25 protein-coding genes and 1 pseudogene are annotated in these 21,264 nt (G+C 52.8%); 12 read left to right on the top strand and 14 right to left on the bottom strand.

All coding sequences use genetic code 11. The features are described from left to right. Window positions 1-4 precede the first annotated feature (4 nt). From KRAC_RS78855 to KRAC_RS52005, 4 genes are read left to right on the top strand one after another with little or no spacing between them, the layout of a single operon-like run. Entirely contained in the window at window positions 5-133 is a 129-nt protein-coding gene (locus KRAC_RS78855) for a hypothetical protein (RefSeq protein ID WP_274532196.1), read from the top strand. Between the two features lie 38 nt (window positions 134-171). Beyond that, window positions 172-693 (top strand): transposase, encoded by a 522-nt coding sequence (locus tag KRAC_RS52015; RefSeq protein ID WP_040447541.1) that lies wholly within the window; start codon window positions 172-174, stop codon window positions 691-693. After that, entirely contained in the window at window positions 680-1,108 is a 429-nt protein-coding gene (locus tag KRAC_RS73070; RefSeq protein WP_040447359.1) for a hypothetical protein, read from the top strand. The genes KRAC_RS52015 and KRAC_RS73070 overlap by 14 nt, the downstream gene beginning before the upstream one ends. Next, window positions 1,083-1,526, top strand: coding sequence for a transposase (locus KRAC_RS52005; protein WP_052569303.1), 444 nt, complete (start codon window positions 1,083-1,085; stop codon window positions 1,524-1,526). The genes KRAC_RS73070 and KRAC_RS52005 overlap by 26 nt, the downstream gene beginning before the upstream one ends. 93 nt (window positions 1,527-1,619) lie before the next feature. Here KRAC_RS52005 and KRAC_RS52000 read toward each other — a convergent pair. Next, a pseudogene (locus KRAC_RS52000) lies at window positions 1,620-2,195 on the bottom strand (AAA family ATPase); the annotation flags it as partial. Window positions 2,196-2,323: 128 nt separating this feature from the next. Between KRAC_RS52000 and KRAC_RS51995 the strand changes: the two are divergent. Together KRAC_RS51995 and KRAC_RS51990 are read left to right on the top strand one after the other, a co-directional pair. After that, window positions 2,324-3,913: a DUF7125 family protein gene (locus KRAC_RS51995; RefSeq protein ID WP_007921103.1), complete on the top strand. Its 1,590-nt coding sequence runs from the start codon at window positions 2,324-2,326 to the stop codon at window positions 3,911-3,913. Between the two features lie 9 nt (window positions 3,914-3,922). Next, window positions 3,923-4,327 (top strand): response regulator, encoded by a 405-nt coding sequence (locus KRAC_RS51990; RefSeq protein ID WP_040447538.1) that lies wholly within the window; start codon window positions 3,923-3,925, stop codon window positions 4,325-4,327. Between the two features lie 414 nt (window positions 4,328-4,741). On the opposite strand, the gene KRAC_RS51985 is transcribed toward KRAC_RS51990, so the two are convergent. Further along, entirely contained in the window at window positions 4,742-4,996 is a 255-nt protein-coding gene (locus tag KRAC_RS51985; RefSeq protein ID WP_007921099.1) for a hypothetical protein, read from the bottom strand. 91 nt (window positions 4,997-5,087) lie between these two features. Continuing rightward, a complete protein-coding gene (locus tag KRAC_RS51980) occupies window positions 5,088-5,342 on the bottom strand; it encodes a hypothetical protein (RefSeq protein WP_007921097.1) in 255 nt (84 codons plus the stop codon). Window positions 5,343-5,493: 151 nt separating this feature from the next. On the opposite strand from KRAC_RS51980, the gene KRAC_RS51975 reads away from it, so the two are divergent. From KRAC_RS51975 to KRAC_RS73065, 3 genes are all read left to right on the top strand, one after another. Continuing rightward, window positions 5,494-6,423, top strand: coding sequence for an LAGLIDADG family homing endonuclease (locus tag KRAC_RS51975; protein ID WP_007921093.1), 930 nt, complete (start codon window positions 5,494-5,496; stop codon window positions 6,421-6,423). A 113-nt stretch (window positions 6,424-6,536) separates the two neighbouring features. Beyond that, window positions 6,537-7,766, top strand: a complete 1,230-nt coding sequence (locus KRAC_RS51970; RefSeq protein ID WP_007918358.1) for an IS701 family transposase — start codon at window positions 6,537-6,539, stop codon at window positions 7,764-7,766. Next, on the top strand, window positions 7,763-7,930 hold the full coding sequence (locus tag KRAC_RS73065; RefSeq protein ID WP_157507913.1) for a hypothetical protein: 168 nt from the start codon (window positions 7,763-7,765) through the stop codon (window positions 7,928-7,930). Before KRAC_RS51970 ends, KRAC_RS73065 begins: the two co-directional genes overlap by 4 nt. A gap of 152 nt (window positions 7,931-8,082) precedes the next feature. Here KRAC_RS73065 and KRAC_RS74205 read toward each other — a convergent pair whose 3' ends face one another. The 6 genes from KRAC_RS74205 to KRAC_RS73055 all read right to left on the bottom strand — a co-directional run bounded on the left by KRAC_RS74205 (window position 8,083) and on the right by KRAC_RS73055 (window position 11,160). After that, window positions 8,083-8,451, bottom strand: a complete 369-nt coding sequence (locus KRAC_RS74205) for a hypothetical protein (protein ID WP_007921092.1) — start codon at window positions 8,449-8,451, stop codon at window positions 8,083-8,085. A 1-nt stretch (window position 8,452) separates the two neighbouring features. Further along, window positions 8,453-9,313 carry a DUF488 family protein, N3 subclade gene (locus KRAC_RS69875; RefSeq protein ID WP_007921091.1) on the bottom strand — a complete coding sequence of 287 codons (861 nt, stop codon included), beginning with the start codon at window positions 9,311-9,313 and terminating at the stop codon, window positions 8,453-8,455. Between the two features lie 21 nt (window positions 9,314-9,334). Then, window positions 9,335-9,565, bottom strand: coding sequence for a hypothetical protein (locus tag KRAC_RS51955; protein WP_007921090.1), 231 nt, complete (start codon window positions 9,563-9,565; stop codon window positions 9,335-9,337). A gap of 1 nt (window position 9,566) precedes the next feature. Beyond that, a complete protein-coding gene (locus tag KRAC_RS51950; protein ID WP_007921089.1) occupies window positions 9,567-9,812 on the bottom strand; it encodes a hypothetical protein in 246 nt (81 codons plus the stop codon). A gap of 122 nt (window positions 9,813-9,934) precedes the next feature. After that, window positions 9,935-10,558 (bottom strand): hypothetical protein, encoded by a 624-nt coding sequence (locus KRAC_RS51945; RefSeq protein ID WP_007921088.1) that lies wholly within the window; start codon window positions 10,556-10,558, stop codon window positions 9,935-9,937. A gap of 449 nt (window positions 10,559-11,007) precedes the next feature. Next, on the bottom strand, window positions 11,008-11,160 hold the full coding sequence (locus KRAC_RS73055) for a hypothetical protein (protein WP_157508080.1): 153 nt from the start codon (window positions 11,158-11,160) through the stop codon (window positions 11,008-11,010). 719 nt (window positions 11,161-11,879) lie between these two features. Here KRAC_RS73055 and KRAC_RS51935 point away from each other — a divergent pair. After that, window positions 11,880-12,674: an inositol monophosphatase family protein gene (locus tag KRAC_RS51935; protein ID WP_007921080.1), complete on the top strand. Its 795-nt coding sequence runs from the start codon at window positions 11,880-11,882 to the stop codon at window positions 12,672-12,674. A gap of 187 nt (window positions 12,675-12,861) precedes the next feature. Here the strand turns inward: KRAC_RS51935 and KRAC_RS51930 are convergent, their stop codons facing one another. Then, entirely contained in the window at window positions 12,862-13,491 is a 630-nt protein-coding gene (locus KRAC_RS51930; RefSeq protein ID WP_007921079.1) for a hypothetical protein, read from the bottom strand. A 1,504-nt stretch (window positions 13,492-14,995) separates the two neighbouring features. Further along, the gene (locus KRAC_RS77520) at window positions 14,996-15,988 is read right to left on the bottom strand and encodes a helix-turn-helix domain-containing protein (RefSeq protein WP_007904354.1); all 993 of its coding nucleotides are present in this window, start codon (window positions 15,986-15,988) and stop codon (window positions 14,996-14,998) included. Between the two features lie 143 nt (window positions 15,989-16,131). On the opposite strand from KRAC_RS77520, the gene KRAC_RS68100 reads away from it, so the two are divergent. Next, window positions 16,132-16,986, top strand: a complete 855-nt coding sequence (locus tag KRAC_RS68100; RefSeq protein ID WP_007921075.1) for a helix-turn-helix domain-containing protein — start codon at window positions 16,132-16,134, stop codon at window positions 16,984-16,986. A gap of 4 nt (window positions 16,987-16,990) precedes the next feature. Further along, window positions 16,991-17,350, top strand: coding sequence for a transposase (locus tag KRAC_RS77515; RefSeq protein ID WP_007921073.1), 360 nt, complete (start codon window positions 16,991-16,993; stop codon window positions 17,348-17,350). A gap of 315 nt (window positions 17,351-17,665) precedes the next feature. Here KRAC_RS77515 and KRAC_RS51910 read toward each other — a convergent pair whose 3' ends face one another. The 3 genes from KRAC_RS51910 to KRAC_RS51900 all read right to left on the bottom strand — a co-directional run bounded on the left by KRAC_RS51910 (window position 17,666) and on the right by KRAC_RS51900 (window position 21,264). Further along, window positions 17,666-19,021, bottom strand: coding sequence for an RNA-guided endonuclease InsQ/TnpB family protein (locus KRAC_RS51910; protein ID WP_007921072.1), 1,356 nt, complete (start codon window positions 19,019-19,021; stop codon window positions 17,666-17,668). 167 nt (window positions 19,022-19,188) lie between these two features. Then, entirely contained in the window at window positions 19,189-20,721 is a 1,533-nt protein-coding gene (locus KRAC_RS51905) for a hypothetical protein (RefSeq protein ID WP_007921071.1), read from the bottom strand. A gap of 3 nt (window positions 20,722-20,724) precedes the next feature. Beyond that, a complete protein-coding gene (locus KRAC_RS51900) occupies window positions 20,725-21,264 on the bottom strand; it encodes a hypothetical protein (protein WP_007921070.1) in 540 nt (179 codons plus the stop codon).

Raw genomic sequence — 21,264 nt, 5'->3', positions numbered from 1 at the left:
ACTTGTGCGCAAAAGATCTTCGTTGAACGGCTTCCAGAGCTTTGTCGCCCTCACGCGGAGCCGCACCAAACGGCTGCAAAAAGCCCTTTGTGAGTTGGGACTCAAAATCGGGGCCAAGCCGGAGCGGATGTAGGAAGTGAACTCGGCATCAGCGGAAGTCGCGATACGATCTTGCGTCTGGTTCGCCAATCACACCCGTCGGCTCAGTCAGCACCACACATTATTGGTCTCGATGACTGGGCACGCAAGCGCAGGCTGCGCTATGGAACCCTGATCTGTGACCTGGAATTGGGCCTGCCCATTGACCTGCTTCCCGACCGCTCGGTCAAAACGGTCTCCGCCTGGCTGCTCAAGCATCCCTCCATCAAGGTGGTTAGCCGCGATGGGTCCTCGGAATATGCGTCAGCTATTCAAAAAGGGGCTCCCCAAGCTGTACAGGTACGTGACCGCTGGCATTTGGTGAAGAATCTAGCTGCATGTGTCTCAGTGCAATTGACCCAAAGCCTGATGCAACTGCGTCGTGCTGAGCAGGCAGAAGCCAAGACCCTCGACGGGCAGCAACCCTCACCTGAGCGTCAAAGTCATCCCAGGACACGCGGCTCCGAAACGAGCACAACACGCTCGTCAAGCGGAGCGAACAGCTCGTTACGAGCAGATGATGGCACTGCAACAGCAAGGGATGAAAAGCATTGAGATTGCGGCTCACATGGGCATGGCACCACGAACCGTTCGGCAGTGGCTTGATCGGGGAGATATTCCTTATTCCGGTTCCCGCAAGCCTCGAGCAAGCCTCATCGATCCCTACAAGACCTATCTCCTGGAACGCTGGCAACAAGGGTGTCGCCAAGGAGCACAACTGGAAAGAGAACTGAGAGCAAAGGGATATAAAGGGTCACCACGAGCCATCTATCGCTACCTGGAGACGGTAGATGCGTTGAGCTTTCCTGCCCGCAAAAGCAGTTCCCCATCAGCGACGAAACCGCTCAATCCCTTGTTGGCTCTCTCGGCACCACAGGCCACCTGGCTCTTTTTCCGCAAGCAGGAGGATTTGCGCGGAAGAAGAACAAGAGAACCTTCGGCAGTTGAGGCAAGCGAGCCCACACCTTGAGACCGCCTACCAACTGGTGGAGATGTTTCTTCACATGGTGCGTAAGCGCACTGGAGAACAGCTTGACGCCTGGTTGGCAGCGGTGAAAGCCAGCCATCTTGAAGCGTTTGAGTCCTTTGTGACGGGTGTGCAGCAAGACAAAGATGCCGTTCTTGCGGGATTGACGTTACCTTGGAGCAATGGTCCTTTAGAAGGAAATGTGAATCGGCTTAAGCTCATCAAAAGAAGTATGTATGGTCGCGCCGAAGTCGATTTGCTCAAGCTTCGTGTGCTCTATCAGAGCAAAACGAGTCGAGACAGAAAGGACAAGAAGAAAAAGATGCAAGGGCAGCAGGTGGTTCATCTGAAGAAACCACAGAGCATGAAAAACGATGCAAACTCTCAGCGTATCACAACTGCGATCAGCAAGGTTGCGTAAGATTCATAAATTGGCTCTTACGCAACCCTGCTGATCTAGAATGTGGTACAATAAGAGCATAAGTTTGTTTTCTCCTACTGAGAACTCCCCGTGCTAAAGCAGTGGGGGTTCCAGAGGTTCAGCCCACGCTTCCTGTTCTTCACCCCCAAGAAGAAGAGCTGGCTCTAGTGGTGGTTCCCCTGAACTTTTCGGCAGACGCGCTCTGGCTCGAGTCACACCCAAGCTTCGGGGCAAGGTCTGCCCCTCTTTCGCGCGTTGTGTGAGACGCTCGTGTGCTGCCATGAGGCGCGCTTCCGCACCTTCCCAATACCCCTGGTATCGGGCACACGAGGGAATGGGGTCTGCTAGATCAAGGTAGGCGGCAAGAAACGCCGAATACAGATCACGTTGGACGGGACCCACGCCACACGCGCATTGGTGCCACCGCTGCGAAAGCGGCTTTTTGACCTTCTTGCCACAGCCATGACACCACTGGCTCAGCGCTGTTGTACGTGTGGGGACTTCCACCAGGGGGCCGCCCGTGCTTGCAACGGTGCGTCTCAGTAGTTCTACAAACATCCCTGGTGCTCTCAGTCCCACACTCTTGCCAAATTGCTTTTGCCATGCCTTGTAGGAAATCTTTTCGATGATGATGGTGGTGCCCAGCTTCACCACCTGATGCATTTTTCTCTCCATGCGACACGCTTCAAGGACGTCAATCATATCGCATGGACGTGATGCAAGCAACTGTCCTCTCGTCAAATGAGAAACCATGTGACATACTATAGTATCTATATTTGTCGAGTGAGAAAGAGAGCATGATGGATTCGTTCCCCCCTGATGCCACATCGGTCCCGATGGTTCCTCCACCATCACCACTTGAGCCGACAGGGATCCCTCATTTGGATCTGGTGTTAGATGGAGGGCTTCCAAAAGGAGCATTAACGGTTATTCTTGGACCGCCTGGGAGTGGGAAAACCACGCTTGCCAGTCAGATCGCGTTCGCCGCAGCTCAGCGTGGAGAGAAAGTTCTCTTTTTGACAGCACTGTCTGAACCAACGACAAAGCTCTTAGATCATCTGCGTTCCTATAGCTTCTTTGCGCCAAACCTCGTTGGTCGCACTGTACAAGTGTTCAGCTTGCAGCAATTTTTCCCACCGGAAGGTCCCATAACGGGGAAGGCGATTGTGGCAGAAGTGCATCGTATGAAGGCGAGTGTCGTGGTGCTTGATGGCTTTCAAGGGTTACGTGGCCAGGACACCGATTTTGTTGCCGCCCGCCGCCTTCTCTACGATCTTGGAACACAATTGAGTATGTTGGGCACAACCTCACTCGTCACAGCGGAGGCAGATCCCCGCGATACAACGCTCTTTCCAGAGATGACCACTGCGGATGTGCTCATCGGGCTCTACAATACATTGCTCGGCGTGCGCACTCATCGGGCTCTTGAGGTGCTCAAAGTACGAGGGAAAGCGGCATTACCAGGCCTCCACGGTTTGGCGATCAACGAGATAGGGATACACGTTTTCCCTCGATTGGAAACCCGCCTCAGGCACCCGTTTAAGGTGGGCTGGAATAAGAAAACGCTCTCAGCAACGCCAGCGAAACGAGCGACCTTTGAATTGCCCGAACTTGATACCTTGCTTGGCGGTGGCTTGACCCGGCAAACAGGGACGGTCCTGATTGGGAGTCCCGGAACGGGCAAGACACTTCTCGCGCTCCAATTTCTCCTTGCTGGCGTAGCAGAGGGAGAACCGGGAGTGTATCTCGGCTTTCGAGAGACAGCAGATCAGTTGGTTCAAAAATCGGAGGACTTTGCGTGGAGCCAACAATTACAGCACGCTTTGTCTGCGAGGAGGGGATTGACCGTCCACCACTGGGATCCGGTTGAATTGGACCCCGATCATGTTGCCACAGAGGTGCTTGCGGCATTAGAGCAAATAGGTGCACGGCGTCTGGTCATTGATAGCCTTGCTGAATGGGAGCGAGCCATCCAAAGGAGCAGTGGAGCCGAACGTGTTCCCGATTATCTCGCGGCATTCCTGAGTCTCTTACGTGAACGGGGTGTGACGCTGCTTGCCATCAAAGAGCCAACGCAAGGCATCATCACGCAACCGGATTTCTCCGTGAATGAACTGACGGTGCTTGCAGAAAATGTGGTGTCTATGCAGCACCTCATCTATCAAGGGAAACTCCATCGCATCCTCTCCGTTCCGAAGATGCGCTTTTCCACCCACGATGAAACGCTCCGTGATTTTCTGATTACGACGCCCGAGGGGGTGCGTGTGCTGACACCCAATGAGCGTGAACAGGACATCTTGATCAAATTAGCAGAGCAGCAAGCAGCAATCCAACGGAGGGAGCCCCCCCCACAGAGGAGTTCCCCTTCAGAGCAAGAGCAACACTAAGAAAGCAGGATGCAACACTTGCATGAGGAAATATACGAACCACCCATCGTCTTGATCGTTGACGATGATATCCCGATTACCGAAATCCTGACGGTGGTGGTCGAGAGCCTTGGGTACCAGCCACTGGTCGCCTTTAATGGACAACAAGCGCTCGACCTCGCCCGTGAGCACTGGCCGGCGCTTGTGCTCACGGACGTGATGATGCCCATTATGGGGGGGATTGGTGTGGTGCAAGGGTTACGTAAGGAAGCAAGCGCAAGGGGAATTGCGCCGCCGCACATGGTACTACTCACCGCAGCCGACATGTGGCCTGAGTTATCTTTGCTTGTAGACGCTCTCATCTCTAAACCATTTAAGTTGCATCAGCTTGAGCAACTCATTCACCGCTTCCTTCCCTCACCAGCTTCCTCCTAGTTTCTCTCCTCACGTGGATACCTTCTCTGCTAGAGAGCAAGCAGAAAAACAAGATGAGCAAAGGCGTACGCAACAGAAGGCCCGTTCTTTTGCCTTGTACCTCATCTGTTCTCAAAAATCAGCGAACCTGCGTAAGAGCCAATTTATGATCATTCTGACACGCACACCGACACATGCAGAAAAGTTCTTGGGGATTTACTTTTTATTGTTTGTCGGAAGAACGGGTTCAACTCCCGAGAGATGCTTAGCGGCAACAAGCAAGATGTTGCGCGACCAGCACAGGCGCGGGGTAACGTACGTGTGCATATCCCCTGAAAAATATGTGCGTTCCAATGCTCCAGGCGGGAGTGCCGGGATGAACTGGGATCCTGTAGATTAGCAGCTGCGACATGCACGCCAGTTGAGAATCTCCGCCTAACCGTACGACATATGCTCTCCTGCAAAGGCGGCGATGATCGCTGCATCGCGAAGTGCCTGGGTTTTCTCTGTATCTGGGTACTGATGTGCATAGTGAAGATTTTGAGCCTGTATATACACCAGGAGATAGATATACCCTGCTGCTTTCGAGTGATACACGCCCATGTCGCCGTTAGGGCCAGCCCACTCCTTCAGGGCAACAAAGGAATCATCCCCGAACAGCTCTCTGACAAATTGCAGTGTCTTACTCATAATTCCTCCCTCTTTTTTTTAGTATATCCAACAAAAAAGAGAAGCCCTCCCCTGGCCTGGACCGGGGAGGGCTTCTTGCTGCGTAGATCTTCTATGCAACCATCTCTTGTGCTCCTGCAAATGCGGCGATGATCTCCGCGTCATGAAACGCCTGAGTTTTCTCTGTATCTGGGTACTGATGTGTGCAATGGCGCTGTTGGGACTGTATGAACACTAAGAGGTAGATATACCCTACATCTTTGGCGTGGTAGACTCCCATACTCCCATTCGGGCCATTCCACTCTTTCAAAATGACGAGCCCCTCGTCGCCGAATAGTTCCCTGACAAATTGTAGTGTTTTGCTCATAATTCCCCCCCTTCTTTTTTCAGTATATCTAACAAAGAAGCCCTCCACGAGACCTGGACGTGGAAGGCTTCTTGCTGTAGTCAATTAGTCATTTATCATTTGTCTTCATTCTGATATGTGGTATAATATTTTCAATCAAGGAGGATTGTTTATGCGTACCATGATTGACTACACGTGCCAGCATTGCGGTGAAACATACCAACGAATCAAAGGGAATACACCTGGGAAGTATTGCTCTCGCCATTGTGGAGCTATGGCAAATAAGCCTAGCCAACATTTAGTTATTCCTGATAACCAACTTATGAGCGCACGCACTCTTGCAAGAAGAAGGAAGGCAGCTGGGCTTACTAAACCCATCAATACTAATCCTTTTAATGAAAAGTTTTTCGATACTTGGACTGATGAAATGGCATGGTTACTGGGACTCATTTGGAGCGATGGATGTCTCTACGGGAATACAATTGATATTTCAACAAAAGACTTCCAGCTTGCAGAGCTTGTTTTAGCAGTTATCGATGGAGGTACCTACGCGCTAAAAAATAACGGGGAACACATTAGGGTTCATTTCTCATCTAAACACACAGCAGATCGCCTTCGTTCTTTAGGGTTAACTGAACACAAAAGCCTGACCATAGGGTGGCCTATAATTGAAGCAGAGTACGAGGGAGCATTCTTAAGAGGGCTTATTGACGGCGATGGTTCCGTATTGCTCAGACAAGCTAGGGCCAATCAACAAGCTCCAGATCTTACGGTACAACTGGTAACAGCTTCTACAATCCTTCGCGATAAAATACGTGATTGCTTAACTCGGCATGATATTGCTCATACGATACAGAAGAGGGAACCACAAAAAGCAGGGTGGTCGCCATTATACAAATTTGTTGTTACTAGACAAGACGCCTTAAAAAGGCTTTACACCATGCTCTATCCAGATGAACACAGACCATGTCTTCACCGTAAACGCGCTCCATATGAAATATGGATGAAAATAGAGCGCCCAAGAACTGGACGCCCTAGTGCTGCTTTTGTTAAATCCACCAGTAACAAAAACAAGCAGGCTTATCGCATGATCCGGTTCTAGAAGCCAATCCGTTTTGCTACTGCACTTAACGAACGGAGCACTAGTACTACAGTTGGAGTTAGGTGCTAGTATAGAAAGAGAGCAACCAATCACCCAGCGAAAGAAGCAGGATCATGAACCACCAGGAAATCAAAGAGGAGGAAGAGGCCGCAGTGCGGTGGGCAGGATGCCTCGATGAAGTGCATGCACGTATCGCAGGGCGCTTTGCCCGCTCCGAACAGCGCCAGCGTGCGCGGGCGTATCTGCAAGGGTTGTTGCGTCCCATTGAGCGCAAAAATGGCTGGCAACTGGCAGAAGCAGCAGGAGAAGCCAATCCCTACGGCTACCAGGAACTGCTCAGTCGGGCACACTGGGATGCTGATGCGGTTCGCGACGACCTGCTGGACCTGGTGCGAGAGAAACTCGCTGATTGCACAGCCGTGGTCGTCATTGATGAAACGGGCTTTGTGAAAAAGGGCACCAAGTCGGTCGGAGTCGCTCCTCAATACAGCGGGACGGTGGGCAAGATTGGCAACTGCCAGATCGGCGTCTTCCTAGCCTACGCGAGTCCCAAGGGGCAGGTGTTGATGGATCGGGAGATCTATTTACCTCACGAATGGACTGATGATCGCCACCGCTGTGAGGAAGCAGGTGTGCCAGAGGAGATGGAGTTTGCCACCAAGCTTGTCCTGGCTCGCCGCATGCTCGAACGGATGCTTGCCCATCACCTGCCCTGCGCCTGGGTAACTGCTGACAGCGTGTATGGAGCCGATTATCACCTGCGGCGCTTTCTCACCGAGCACCACATTCCTTACGTGCTGGCTGTCCCACCTCAGAATCAGATCCGGATGGGATTGGATGAAGGCTTCGCCTCCGTTGGGGTGGATGAGTGGTTCGCGCGCAAGCATTCTGGGCGTTGGTATCGACTCTCAGCCGGATGGGGATCGAAGGGACCTCGGTGGTTTGAATGGGCCTGGCGAAAAATGGATGCAGAGGTTCCCGATGGCTGGCAAGCCTGGATCGTGGTGCGACGTAGCCTCACCGATCCCACTGAGGTCGTCTATCATCGGGTGTGTGCCCCAAAACAGACCACGCTACAACAGATCGTGGACGTAGCCGGCCAGCGCTGGAAGGTCGAAGAAGCCATCGAGCGAGCGAAAGGCGAGTGTGGACTCGATCAGTACGAAGTGCGTTCCTGGACCGGGTGGTACCGGCATGTCACGCTCTCGCTTGTGGCCCAATTGTGTGCAACAATGATGGTCGAACAGGCCAATACCGCCCGGGAAAAAAAAGCGTGGGAACAGCAGTCCAGCCCAAGCAGTTTGCAGCAGTTCAAGTGCCAGAGAGGATTGGTTGTCCATTGATCCCTTACACCCTTCCAGAAGTGCTTCGCCTTGTCTGGTCGCTGGTGTGGCAACAGATCGTTCAACATGCTCAGGTGGTGGCCTGGTCTCTCTTTCGGCGGCACCATCAGGCGGTCGCTCAAGTTTACCATTACAAACGCCGTTTGGCTCTCAATACTTCCTAACTCCAACTGTAGTACTAATGCTGCGTTCCTCATTGGCGCTGACATTCCTGCTAGCTAAACCTATAGGTAAGGCATGCCTGCTTTAGCTCTAGACCTGGATTCATCGTTTTATTCATACCAATGAGGAACGCAGCACTAAATCTAGTTAATGATTAATCGTTGAACATGAGAAGTTGCCCAGTAGCCAAGGCGACTTCTCTTTTTTTGCGTGATCTGGTCTCTTTGGCATGAAGAATATGGTCGTCGTGATCATACGCAAGATGACAAGCCGCGCAGAGTGCCTGGAGATTCTCCCTGCGCACATCATGTTTATCGTGCTTATCCCCAGCGACCCAGCCCTCGCCAGTCGGCCGCGACGCGCCAAGATGGGCTACCGTCAAAACGACCTTGCCAGGGCGCCCGCTGGGGAGTGGGACACCGTTGGCTACGCCACATCGCTCACACCGCTGGCCAGCAATGCGACGGATGGTTAGTGAGACTTTGCGCCAGTTTGAGGGGTAGCGCGACCAATCCATTGGCATCTCACACTACCTCCAGCTCCTGCGCACTACGCAAGTCACCATGCTCATTTATCACGCTCAGAGGGACATTAAACAGCCCTTGATCGCCTTTGTAAGGGATAGGTTCGAGAGGACGGGCGTTCGCGAAGACAAAACCATAGGGTCCACGGAACCAGTCGCTCTCACTCTGTTCAACCACGTCTACCAAATCGGCAATACCCACAATGGCACCAATGGTATAGAGGCTCTTATGCCCAGGCATAATACCTTTAAGCCCAAAGCGCTCAGCATCGTCAGTGTAAAGTTCGCCTTTCTTTGGATGAGGATGAGGATAAAACCAATCCCCATCAATCTTCTTGCTCGCATGGAGGAGAACCGGGCCGCGATAGTTCGTGCGCCAGTTTCGGTTCTCCACATCCTTGTAACCGTGAGCCAATAGCCAGGTCCACGGCTGAATGATTGAGAGACACTTGATTAGTTCGCCTTCGCTGCCTTCGGGATGAACAACCTCAAGCCCTGGCACCTTCTCACGTAGGAGGTCCACAACCGTATGCCGATGACAGGACTCGTATTGCTTGCAAGCACAGAGCAGGATGAGTGTGTAGCCCTTCCGTAGCCCTGCCATCAGGCGAGTAATACCGCGCTCGGGATCAGCCAACACTATGCCCTCATCATTGTTGTAGTTCTTGTTACCCAGCGTCTCGCCAAGCCAGAGATAGCGAGCGCCATACGTCTCTCGCAGGGCTTTGCCATTGAACTGCGGATACCACTTGCTACGAGGGCTGAGACGAATATCACAAAGGATAGCTTTCTCATCCTGCATGAGCTGGTGCAAGCGCTCCTCGCCGCCTGCCCCTGCATAGCCAAACTCTACAACCTTCACGTGTCGTTCTTCCTTTCCTGATTAGCTATTCTTCCATTTCATGTACTCGCGAGGATCCAGACCAGACCAGAGGACCAGGGCCGCAACAGCATTTGAGTTGAAACCGTTCTTTTCCCGTGTTCCCACGCGCCGAATGTTGTTCGGATCCAATCCCGTCGCCTTTGTCACCTGGTACCAGCTCAACTTACGATCCAGGCGAATCTGGTCTATTGCCTGTAGAAATGCCGGTGAGTCAAAGTAGGCCTTGATCATCTCAGGCTTCCACTTTCCTTAGTTCCATGTATGTTTGTGGATTGATACCACTCCATAGGACAAGCGCGGCCAGGGTATTTGTATGAATGCCTGCGTGCTTCTTTCGCAGGACAATCTTGATATTGCTTGCCTGGACACCTGTTTGGCGGTAGAATCGCCGCCAGCTCACATTTCTTTCCTGACGAACCTGATTAACAGCGGTTAGAAATCCCACTGCATCGAAATGCCCGACTGCTAGATCGCTCATACGTTCACCTTTATCAAATCGCGCTCAGATCAAAATCTGGCGTCTCTGTATTCGTTCGTTATCGTTTACCAACATACGAAGTCAGAGCAACTCTACGCCCGCCCTGGCTTCAAAAAACACAACTAGAAGTCGATGGTGGAGAGATCTAGTTCCTCCTCTTCCACAACCTGGGAAGGTTCCGTTTTCAGCATGTCGCGGATCTCCAGCGGGAGTACTCCATAGACCTCGCCCGCGAACTCGATTCCACCATCCACCAGGTGGGGCGTAGGGATAAGCGAGTCATTCCCCACAGCAGGCGCTGGCTGAGGTTCAACCTGGGCGCGCAACTCCTCGACAGAAATGCCACGCAACTTTGCAACGCGACATTGCACATCCTCGGGCGAGGCATGCGTCGTGCTCTTGTACCAATTGGGCCTGCCCGCCAGGATCGTATGCCCAACAAAGTATTCCCAGGCAGGGAAGTCAAGGGCCGCTCCCTCTTGCAGGAGGAATCCGTGGTAGCGGTGCTCGTCGCACCACCAATGACCGTCCGGCAACTGGTCAAAGAACACGCCTGGCTTCTCGCAGCGGAGCCAATGGCAGTACGTGCCGGCGACGAGGGATTGATACCACACTGCAGTGGCAGGATCGAGCAGGATCTGGCGGAGCGATTGCGGGTGGAGAGAGGGGTTACACACAAGACAGACTGCGTCCCTTACAAACTTCTGATGGCGCATGAGTGCGCATGACTTTGGCTTTTCTTCCATGTGGCTGACAACCTTTCTTAGTTCATATGCATTCGTTTGTATTCATATGCATACGTATAATGACATAGAAATACATAGAAGTCAGGGGCAGGATGGGAGAACGGGCAAAAGAGGCATTTCAAAAAAGCGAGAAATAGAGAAAGGAAAAAATAGAGAAATACCCCTTATTTTTCTCTAAGCTTTTCCTTATAGCAGGGATTTAAGCTCACCTTACCTACTATAAAGAAATTTATAGAGAAAAATATATATATCTTCTCTCTTTCTCTACTTCTCTTTTTCTCTAAAATTATGTTCTAATCCCTGCTATAAGGAAATTTATAGAGAAAATATAAAGGGTTTTCTCTACTTCTCTACTTCTCTTTTTCTCTATCTTTTAACAGCCTGTCTGCTTGAGCATAAAAAGAGAACCTCATAGCAGGCAAGCTATGAGGTTCTTCGTGTTGAATGGGTCACTGAGATTTGACGATACGATTGTAAATCCTGGTGACGATCTCATCAGACTGATTTCGCCCAACTTTTTTGTCCAGAGCTTGCTGATGAAATCCCAGGCGTTCGTAGAGCAGTCGCACTGTTTCCGGCGAACGACTGATAGGTTCGTTCATAATAGCAGCCATTTCCTGGTGTTTTGATACTCTAACTCGTAGCAACACCTCCTCAAAAAGATAGGCGAAAAGTTGGCACCTTTTTGGAAATTTGTAAACTTTGAAACTATCAAAGACATCATGCAGCAGAGCTGCGCCACCTGGCATGAAACCGGGAAAGCTATGGCCGTGTTTACTTTTTCTCCGGATGTTTCAGAGGAAATTTACACACAACCCAATAGACGATCCTAAAAATGTAACAACCATTATTTGTAGCATTCGTTACATGTAACAAAGATTACATTGATTTAACAGGTACATCATAATCTATTTACGCTCCATTAAATAAACTGGCTTATGCTTTTCTCGTACACATGACGGTTATGGTTCTGTCTATTTCTCTGAGCCTGAAAGCCTCCCTGCCAGAAGCAGATATACACTCCATGCCTGCCTCAATCGTATTAATTGTTATTTCAGTTAAAAGGGGAAAGTAATTCATGAATTTCTTGTACACACGGTAAAAATCCCGTTTGCTGTATCACTAGTGCTTTATATCGCACTCTGGATAGTTTGCCAGCGAATTTACAATTAGTTTCTTAAATGGTCACGAGCTAAAACCAGGAACGTAAACTGATCTTGAGTAGTTGAGTTCCAAGGTCAGTCACATAGAAGGTAAAATCAAATAGAAGAGGTATCGTGATATTTCATTATGCCATACATGAAAGTGGACTAGATAATCGATGACAAACGAAATCCTCACCATTTCAGATGTACCAGAGCTCCTCAAAATAGCTGAATCTGCAACCAGAGAAGCTGGAAGTTATCTTCTTGAGCGACTGGGGCAGGCAAAGGTTAAACATACGAAAGGCTACAAAGACGAACTGCTTGATGTCGATCTAGGGTCGGAACGGATCATCCTTGCTCAATTGCAAAAAGAGGCCCCACATGTTGGGATTCTTTCTGAAGAGGCAGGCATAATTGGGAGACAGGATCAATATTGGACAATTGATCCTGTGGATGGCTCTGCGAACTTTCAACATGGGAGTCCCCTCTTTGCTATTTCAATCGCACTCGTTGTCAATCAGACAACACTCGGAGGCGTTGTTTACATTCCAACCAGAGATGAATTATTTACAGCCATTTGTGGTCAGGGGGCGTATCTCAACGGGCGTAGGATTCACGTTTCAGATAATGCCTCACTGCAGAAAGCTCTTGTCTATGCTGGCGACCTATCGTCAGCACGAGATCCTCAGATAGTAGAACAAGGATTGAAAATATTCGCAAAGCTGTTCGCGCATGTGCATAGAACCCGCATTCTCGGTACAACAGTGACCGAGCTTGCCTATCTTGCCTGTGGACGGGCAGATGCTTTCGTGAGCCGTACAGCAAATCCATGGGATGTTGAGGCGGGGAGGTTGTTACTGGCCGAATCTGGAGGAAAGACTACGGTTATAACGAACAATGCGAACAAGCCTCTCTTCATCTACAGTAATGGACTCATTCAAGAAGAACTTAACCTGTTACTGATCTCGTGATAAGAAACTCAAAGGAAGCGTCATGCACCGCAGGCCACTGAGATGAACTAAATTAAAAGTAGATCAGGTGACTTTCGTTGTCGGCTGAATAGCCCAGGAGATTTGGCTTGGGACGCTTTCATCGCCTTGGCTTCTTTGGATGCTTGTCGCCTCTGCCACTGTACTTCATAACCACATACGCGTTTGGTTAGTTTTGATGCATGCGCACGTGGAGCCGAGGGTGCGCGTCCCGGCCGTTGTCTGGGCAAATCAGGCGGGTCTGGTTGATAGCACGAACAATCCACCTGGGGATGCTCAGTGCGAGACGTGGGTTTGCACGCAGCAAACCCATATGACGGTCCGCTTGAATGAGCTGTTCGAGCTGGAGCGTTGAAGGGCTGCAAAGCCGAGGCAGCAGCTCGACGGAGATCCCGCGTAACTTCGCGACGCGGCACTGCACATCTTCAACAGTCGCGTGCGTCGTGCTCTTGTACCAGTTGGGCCTGCCCACCAGGATGGTATGGCCTACGCTGTATTCCCAGGCAGGGAAGTCTCTGGCTGCGCCCTCTTGCAGGAACAGGCCATGATAGCGATGCTCGTCGCACCACCAATGACCGTCGGGGAGTTGATCGAAGTGAACGCCTGGCTTCTCACAGCGGAGCCAATGACAATACGTCCCGGCGACGAGGGATTGATACCACCTGGCGATAGCAGGATCCAGGAGGATCTGGCGGAGTGATTGCGGGTGGAGAGAGGGATTACACACAAGGCAGGTAGCATCTCTCACGAACTTCTGATGACGCCTGAGCGCGCAAGACGTTGGTTTCTTTTCTTCCATGTGGCTGACGACCTTTCTTGAAAGTTCATATGAATTCGTACGACTACGTATGTATACATATAATGACGTAGAAACACAGAGAAGTCAAGCCAGGAAGTCTCGCAAAAAAGCGAGAAAAGGGCGAGAAAGCTTTCTCGCCCTTTTCTCTATGGCTCAAGGCAGGTATAGAGCAGTGTGATTTGACAATCGCTTTGTCCTCGCCAGTGACACATAATGCGTATGAGAAGTGAGGAACAATTACCTGCAAATCTTTTTCTACCTCGGATCTTACTTCTGCGGCAAGCTGGAGCGCGGGCGATGCCGCCCTTGTCTGAGGTGGGCCGAGCACTGTGTGCCGAGAGCGAGCGGGGTCCTGCAGTGCGCCGCATCAGCGGCAGAAAGTGAGTGTACCAAAAAGGTATTAGAACTGATGGACGGTTCTATGCACTCCTCGCTTACCCCAACCCTCGAAAGAGGAGGGCGACCATAGCATGCGAGGACAGCCATGTAAGAGGAAGTCACCAATCCTCTGGGTGGTTAGTGCAAGACGTGTATGGCGAATGCTAAACTGCGTCAATCCTAGTCCTACTGGTCTTCACCCGCGACTCCAACGGAAGGTGACTACAAACGTTGGGTCCAACATCTAAGGACATAGAATGCAGATGCGGCCTTATCCATCGATGTTGGCAGACCCTTTCTACGAGGGCAATACGGGACGAACGGGACGCCTGGAGCACGTCTAAACTCACTCTGCTGAAAATGCGGGATCATCTAAACAGGGTTACACCTGCATGATGACGGAAGCTCAATATTACCCAATGTGCGGCTGTAATGGCTTGTGCTGACTGCATAGAGCAGTACCGGCAAGAGGGATAAGCTGTGGTAACACAGACGAAACCAACTCTGTCTGGGGGGAAGTGAGCTAGCGGAGCCTGAAGAACACCGAAGAGGAAAGTGGGATGTGCTGATGCTGTCCCGATAACTCAGAAGCAAGTACTCAGGCGAAGTGGAGAGCCGTATGCCGTGAGAAGCGGCACGTACCGGTTCGGAGAGAGGGGTACGGGCGACCCAGTAATGGGCGACCGGCCCCTACTCTACTTGAGAGCATCTTTCTCTTCCGCTCGCTCTCGTTCTGCAAGTCTTCCCACCCCAGTCAAGGGTCGATGCTCTCGGTATCGCTTGCTCCACGCTCCTAGCTGAAACCGGCATTTCAGCACCGCTCCCAAGCCTCAAGCTCGCAAGGTTTTAACCATAGTACAATAAAGTGCAGTAGAGACGCATAGCAAGCCATGCATCTCTACAAAATGGGAGTTTGTAAGTACTCAAACAAACGAGACTTCCGAGATCCCAAAACGGATGCCTCGCTCCTCCTGAGCTAGTGCAAGATTACGAAACCTTTTCGGAAAGAGATAAATGTGGCTCATATGCACACCCATAATAGGCACAGACCCGCTCAGCGAGGTGATGAGCCGAAAGCAACCCATTGGTTTCGGCCACATTGCGTTTGCCATGGACCCACTTGGGCTCAATTGGATTGAGCCAGGGACTTTTGGTGGGCAGTTGGAAAGGCAAAATCCGTACCCCTTCGCCCGTTTGTTTGACCGCGAGGTTGTGTTTTCTGATCCAGGTGCGCACTCTCGCGGCTTTCATGCCAGGAGGCGTTGTCCCAGATGAGGAGCCACTGACGTTTGCCTTGTGCGGCCAATTGCTGACAACACCAGTCCAGAAACTGGATGGTGATCTCACTCACCGGGCGTCCTGTGACAAAACGAAGCCACATCTGCTCTCGCACGGGTTCCTCCGTGGTTCCCTTTTGCCAGAGAACCCCATAGCACGCCAATGCTTTTGGGTCTGGATCATTCTTTTGCCAGGATTGCTCAACCAAACGGACGGGGTGCTCGGAGTCTTGCCAGGCATAAAGGCGTGGAAGAGCAAATCGGCTCCACCAGACCTCGTCGAGGAAGCCAATGGCCCAATCAGAGCGGGGTTGAGCGTACGCGATCAAGCGGTCACGAGCCTTTTTTTTCGTGCATACTGCGGATCGGGGCTGGTGATCCAGCGCGCGGGCGCGTTTCCAACTGACCCCCAAGCGCTTGAGCGCACGGCGGACACTGGCAGCAGTGGTCGGGGCAGCCACGAGTCCTTGTGACAAGCAGATCTGCGCCACCAGTGGGAGAGACCAGAGATTGCGCGCGATCCCAAAATCGCGCGGGCTGCGATGCAGCAGATCGCGCAGGGCTGGCAGATTCTCGTCGGCAATGCTGGTGCGTAGCCGATGAGGGCGACAGGACTCCTTCTTGAGCACGTCGAGCCCCTGCTCGTTGAAGTCTTTGATCACATTGCGCACCGTCTGGTCGTCGCAGCCCAGTTGCCGCGCAATGGCGATGGCTCGCTCTCCACGGGCTGAAGCCAGAAGGATCTGGCAACGGCGTAGCACAAAGGCTGAGCCGGAGCGTAAGCGAGCCTCGATATGGGCTCGCTCGGGTTCGGTGAGTGGTCGAATGAAAATGGGTTGCATACCTTCTCATATCGGCTACTTTCCTACTTTCTTTTGAACGATTGCACTAGTGGGTCACTTGCCAAGTCTTGTCCGGTTGTGACATACTCAAAAGGAAAATAAAAATCTCTGACCCATGAAAGGACTCTTCAAGAATTCCCGGTATGTCCCACCCCATTTCTCAACGCCTTCGCCCTCTCACGGACGCCGAACACCGCGAACTCACCCGTATTAGCCATGCTCCCAGCGAACGCCTGAACCGCCATCAACGAGCCATTGCCCTGCTGGCTGTTGCAGCGGGAAAACCCCTGACAGATGCCGCTGAAGCAGCAGGCTGGAAAGCCCAGAAAACCGTCACCCGGCTGATTCGCCGCTTTCATGAACGAGGTCTAGCCGCTCTCGATGACCTTCCTCGCAGCGGGCATCCACGCAGGTATGGCCCGAGCGAACGAGCACGCATTCTCCAAGAACTCCAACGCAGTCCTGTGCGTAAGGAAGATGGGACAGCGACATGGTCACTCACGACGTTACGGTGTGCCTTGCGCGAAGCCCCCGGCGGATTGCCGCAGGTGAGCACCTTTACCATTCTCTACACGCTCCATGGGGCTGGTTACAGCTGGCAAAAGAGTCGTACCTGGTGCGAGACAGGCAAAACCCTACGTAAAAAGGATGGTCGTGTCGAAGAAAGCTATGATGAATATACGCAGGAAAAAACAGCAGTAATTGAGCGGGCCTATTTGATCGGCGAACGGCTTGGGCTCCAGGTATGGTGCGAAGACGAGGCTGGTCCGTATCAGACCATCCCGCAGCCCGGCAGTTCCTGGCAGATCGAACATCGGCCGGCACGCCAGGCCCATCAATATCTCCGAGGAGAAACCGCGAAGTTGCTCACCTTGTGCGCGGCCCGCCACAGGAGAACTACGCGCCGAAGCAGTCCAACAAAGTACCAATGCCATTCTGCATCCCTGGCTGCAGCGAGAACTCACCTCCATTCTGAAACACTGTCCTCCTGCTCCTGAAACAGTGCCCATTGGTCGGCGTTGGCAAGATTGGGATATCTATCCCGCCGCCGACCAGCTGGATCGCTTTTTCCCTCCTGTCAGAATCCTGTTGATCTGGGACAACCTGGCCGGGCACAAAAGCCACAGTCTGGTGCAATGGTGTGCTGAGCATGGCATTCTCTTACTTTCCACACCCAACGCGGGCTCCTGGCTCAACATGGCGGAGTCGGTGCAACGGATCATCAAACGGCGAGCGCTGCAAGGCTATCATACCTATGATGTCGAAATCCTGAAGCAGTGGCTGACTGATGCTGTCATCGGTTGGAATCGTCATCCCACGCCGTTTATCTGGGGTGGCAAGCGGCATGCCCGCCGGGATTGAGCTTATGCACGGCGGCATCGGGTGGGAGGTTCTGGGGCTACCGCTATTCACGGTATTCCTCGACGCATTCGCTCGGTCCACTATTACCGCAGGGCGGCTTAACCGGACAAGACTTGGCAACTGACCCACTAGGAGCATGCTTGAACGGGTGGCAGCGCCTTCGGAGTTCCCCACACCACCTCACTGACCACAGACAAGGTGAGTAGCCCGTCTTGCAGAAAAGGAGCTATCATTTTTCTGACTTCCTCATCAAAGACGTCTGCCACTTCCTCACCCATGCGTTCCCGAGAAAAACCGTTGCGTGAGTGAATAGAGTCAGTGACCCCATCGCTGAAGCGAGGGGCTTGCGTCTGGACTCCACCGCAACTCGGCATACCTTGAGAGGCGTGCCGCTTTGGCTTCGCTGTCCGACGTATCAGGGGCTACCGACAACAGCCCCGTTCTGGCCCAGTCTTGCCAAACCAGAAGCGTTCGCAGCACCAGATTCCTCGCTCCCACCAGATCCGCATGGAGCGTGTAATGGCAGTTCTGACAGACAAAGACGAGGCCCTTGCCTGGCCGATTGGCCCGCGCGGTGTGCCCGCACCTGGGGCAAGCCTGGCTGCTGTAATCGGCATCGACTTTGGTGGCCACTGAGCCGGCGAGCATCGCCTTGTAGGCAATCATGGCCTGCAGTTGGGCAAAGGACCATTGGGAGCGCCGCCGGTTTTCCCTGCGCTGCTTGGGGGAGACCAGCTCGCTGCTTTTGCCTTGCTTTGTGCGCCGGTGCTTCTTTGGCTTGGTGCGCTCTCGAATGTCTGTTAGCTCTTCCAGCCCGATGAGGGACGCGGGGTGCCTATGGATGATGCGCTTGGAAATGCAGTGGTTGGTCTCAGCTTTCAACCGTCTCTCTCGCTGCTCAATCGCACGCACTTTGCGCATTGCGCCGCGAGTGCCTTTCTGCTGAAGTCGTTTTCTCAGGCGGGTGTAGTGGTCAGCTTGGGCAACCGCCTCTTTGCCCAAAAAGAAGAGAGGATCACCCGAGCCAGTAGTGGTCGAGGTCACCGCCAGGTACCGCCGTCCGACGTCCACCCCAACCACTTGGGAGAGGTCGCCTGGCTCGGGATCGGGCAGTTCCAGGGAGAGCGCCACCAGCAAGTAGAAGCGCTTTTTCCGCTGGTCATACCACAACTGCGCCGTACCGATGGAGGTTCCCTGCTCGATGAGGGCCACATAGCGCTCGTAGCCGCTGTAGGGAAGGATCAGCCGACCGGAGAGGGTCAGGACCGAAACACGCTGCTCGGTTTTGAAGCCGTAGTCCCGGCCCTGCTGATAGGTCACGGTGGGAGAGAGATAGCGGGGCGGCTGGTCGAGTCCTTTGTAGCGTTTCTTGGTCACCCCGGCCTTGCGGCTGGCGGCATGCTTTTTGTATTTGGTCCACAAGCCCTTGTAGGTCGCTCCTACCTGGCGAGGGACAGAACAGGCCATCTGCGCCGGCAAGGCGTAGAGCACCCGAAGCTCTTGATAGGTGCCCTCCTGCAAGCGCCTTTTGCTGCTCATTTTGCCATGTTCGAAGGCGTAGCGGCTGACATAATTCAGCGCGTCGCGATAGGCCAGCTGCAGGTTACGAAGCTGGGCGAGCTGCTCGCTGGTGGTGTGCAACTTGAGTTTGGCAATGATGGTTTGTTTCATAGTCTACTTTTCTTTTTGCGGGGCAGCGAACCGGAAAGGCTCCCCCTCCGTTGCCCCACTCCGACAAGGAACGCCTGCTTCCTCCCCGCGTTTGAAAACGGGGGCATCCGCAGGCGATGTCCGGTTGATTTTGTGGTTGCACATCTTGCTGCATAATGGGTTCCTTCCTATCTAGCGGCCTCTTTTGTAGGTCGACCAGAGCCACGCTCCAGATCAAATCCGTAGTAGCTGGCTACATCCTCAATATCATCGGCCTTGCGCCAGGTCAGGCCCGCTTTTTTTGCGATTGCATTGATGGTGAGAGGCTGGCCCTCATCTGCAAGCGCGTCCATCGCCTCTAGAATGGCCTCCTCATTGGGGCCTTTCACGCGTTTAACGCTTTCACGGCTTTCACTTTTCACGCTTTCACGAGGGCTTCCTGAGCTCATTTCGGCCTTATTTTCATTTTTGCGTAAAAGCGTTAAAGTGGGGAATGCCGGATCAGTCATAGGAACCATCCGGCGTGTCGGTTGCACAGATGGCTTGCTCTTGATCCAATCTTCCATACGGAACGCAGGCAAACCCAGGTATGCAAACAATGCTTCATTGGTCACCAGGGGGGCGCGCACATATGTACCGCCTTGCATCCCTTCAGCAAGCATGAGGCTCAGGCCTGCCTTACTGGTGGCCAGCGTCTTCTCGACGTCAGCAGGCACTTTCCCCTTCATCATGCGCCCGGCGCTGGTCTTATCACCGCCGCCATAGATGCGCGTCTTGTAATTCGCCTGGGCCGCGGTTGACTGCCCGATCTCACTCACAAGCGCTGTCTGACTGGCAACGCAACAAAACACAAAGAATTGGCGGCCAGTGCGTCCGATCTTATCAAGCAACTCTATTGCTTCAGGGCAGCGAGCAGCTACCTCGGGAAGTTCGTCAATAAATGCCAAAATGGGACGCTCGCGCCAGGAGAAATCTCCTTCTTGCTCCTGCTCGTTGCGTGTGTTGATCTCAGCGACCAGTGAGGTCATGAGTTCGTGTATTTCTGGTCCTTCTTTCACTGGATGCCCATTTGCTAGCCGGTCGAAAATCGGTTTCCACACTTCAATCTTGCGCTCATCATCTACCAGTTTGACGTTGGCTGCGAGGGGGTTAATATAGTAGGTCTCGCAACACGTGACTGTTTGCATCATGATGAGGCGGAATCGATTGCTTTTGCCGTTGCCGCTGCTCGCCACGTCCATAATGTGGTAGACCTTGCTCAGCTTGAGCGAGGCCGCGCCCTCCTCGGTATCACCAAAGTACAATTTGTTTTGCTGGTTGAAGTCGCGCACGACGGCGAGTACATCATCCAGACGGAATTGCGGAGGTACCCAGGGGCCTTCCTGTCGCTGCGTGTCCGCTGCCTCTGGCTCGTTGTTTTGTTGCTCGTCCTGGCCCTCGCTGCGCATACTTTTGCCGTTGAGCATGCGATAGAGGAGTGATGATTCGCCTGGTGCTTTGTCCTTCTTTGTTGGGCTGCCCTTCTCAGCGGCCGCAGTTGGGGAAGTTTCCTCCCCCTCTGCTGATGGACTAAACTCATCGGCCAACCAATAGGCAAAGGCTCCAGCGGCCAGACCAGCAATCACACCAACACCCCCATAATGAGCCATAAGGAAGACAGGTTCAGCGACCAGTGTGGTCGCGCCTGCGATGGCGAGCTTTTGAGTGTTGTTTGTGTCCATGATTTATAGCTCCTGGAAACCATGCTCAATCAGGCCTATGGAAAGCGGCAGGCCGCAAACTGCCATCATACCGACTGCCAACGCTATAAGAAACTGGACCAGAGGAGAGGTCCCGGGCGAGCTGCTATAGTCTGCATAGCTGTTGAGGGCAAGCAGCAGTAAACCACAGTACAAAAAGCCCCTGCCCAGTTTTGGGTTAGCAACGCTAATCTTAGCGACGGCCACGGAAAGGGCCAGGGCAAAAATGAGGGTGATCAGCTCCACTACCCACCCGTAGAGCCAGGCAGTGGCAAATCCAATGGGAGCCTGCCCGGTGATCATCAGCCAGGGCTGGAGCAAGACACCCCAGGACACGTTGGCGACGCGAGTTTGTGCTCCCATCGCCAGGTACTCACTCGTCTGAATCTGGATGACGCTCGCACACCCCCAGAAAAAGAGTGAGGATACACCCAGGATCCAGTTGATCAAGGGGCTACTTCCAAGTTTGTGATGTACGCGGTTGAACTGTGATTGCGCATTAGCAAGAACGTTTCTTCCAGCCAT

This window comes from Ktedonobacter racemifer DSM 44963 (genome assembly GCF_000178855.1).
GTDB lineage: Bacteria > Chloroflexota > Ktedonobacteria > Ktedonobacterales > Ktedonobacteraceae > Ktedonobacter > Ktedonobacter racemifer.
This window is presented reverse-complemented; position numbering and strand designations above follow the sequence as displayed.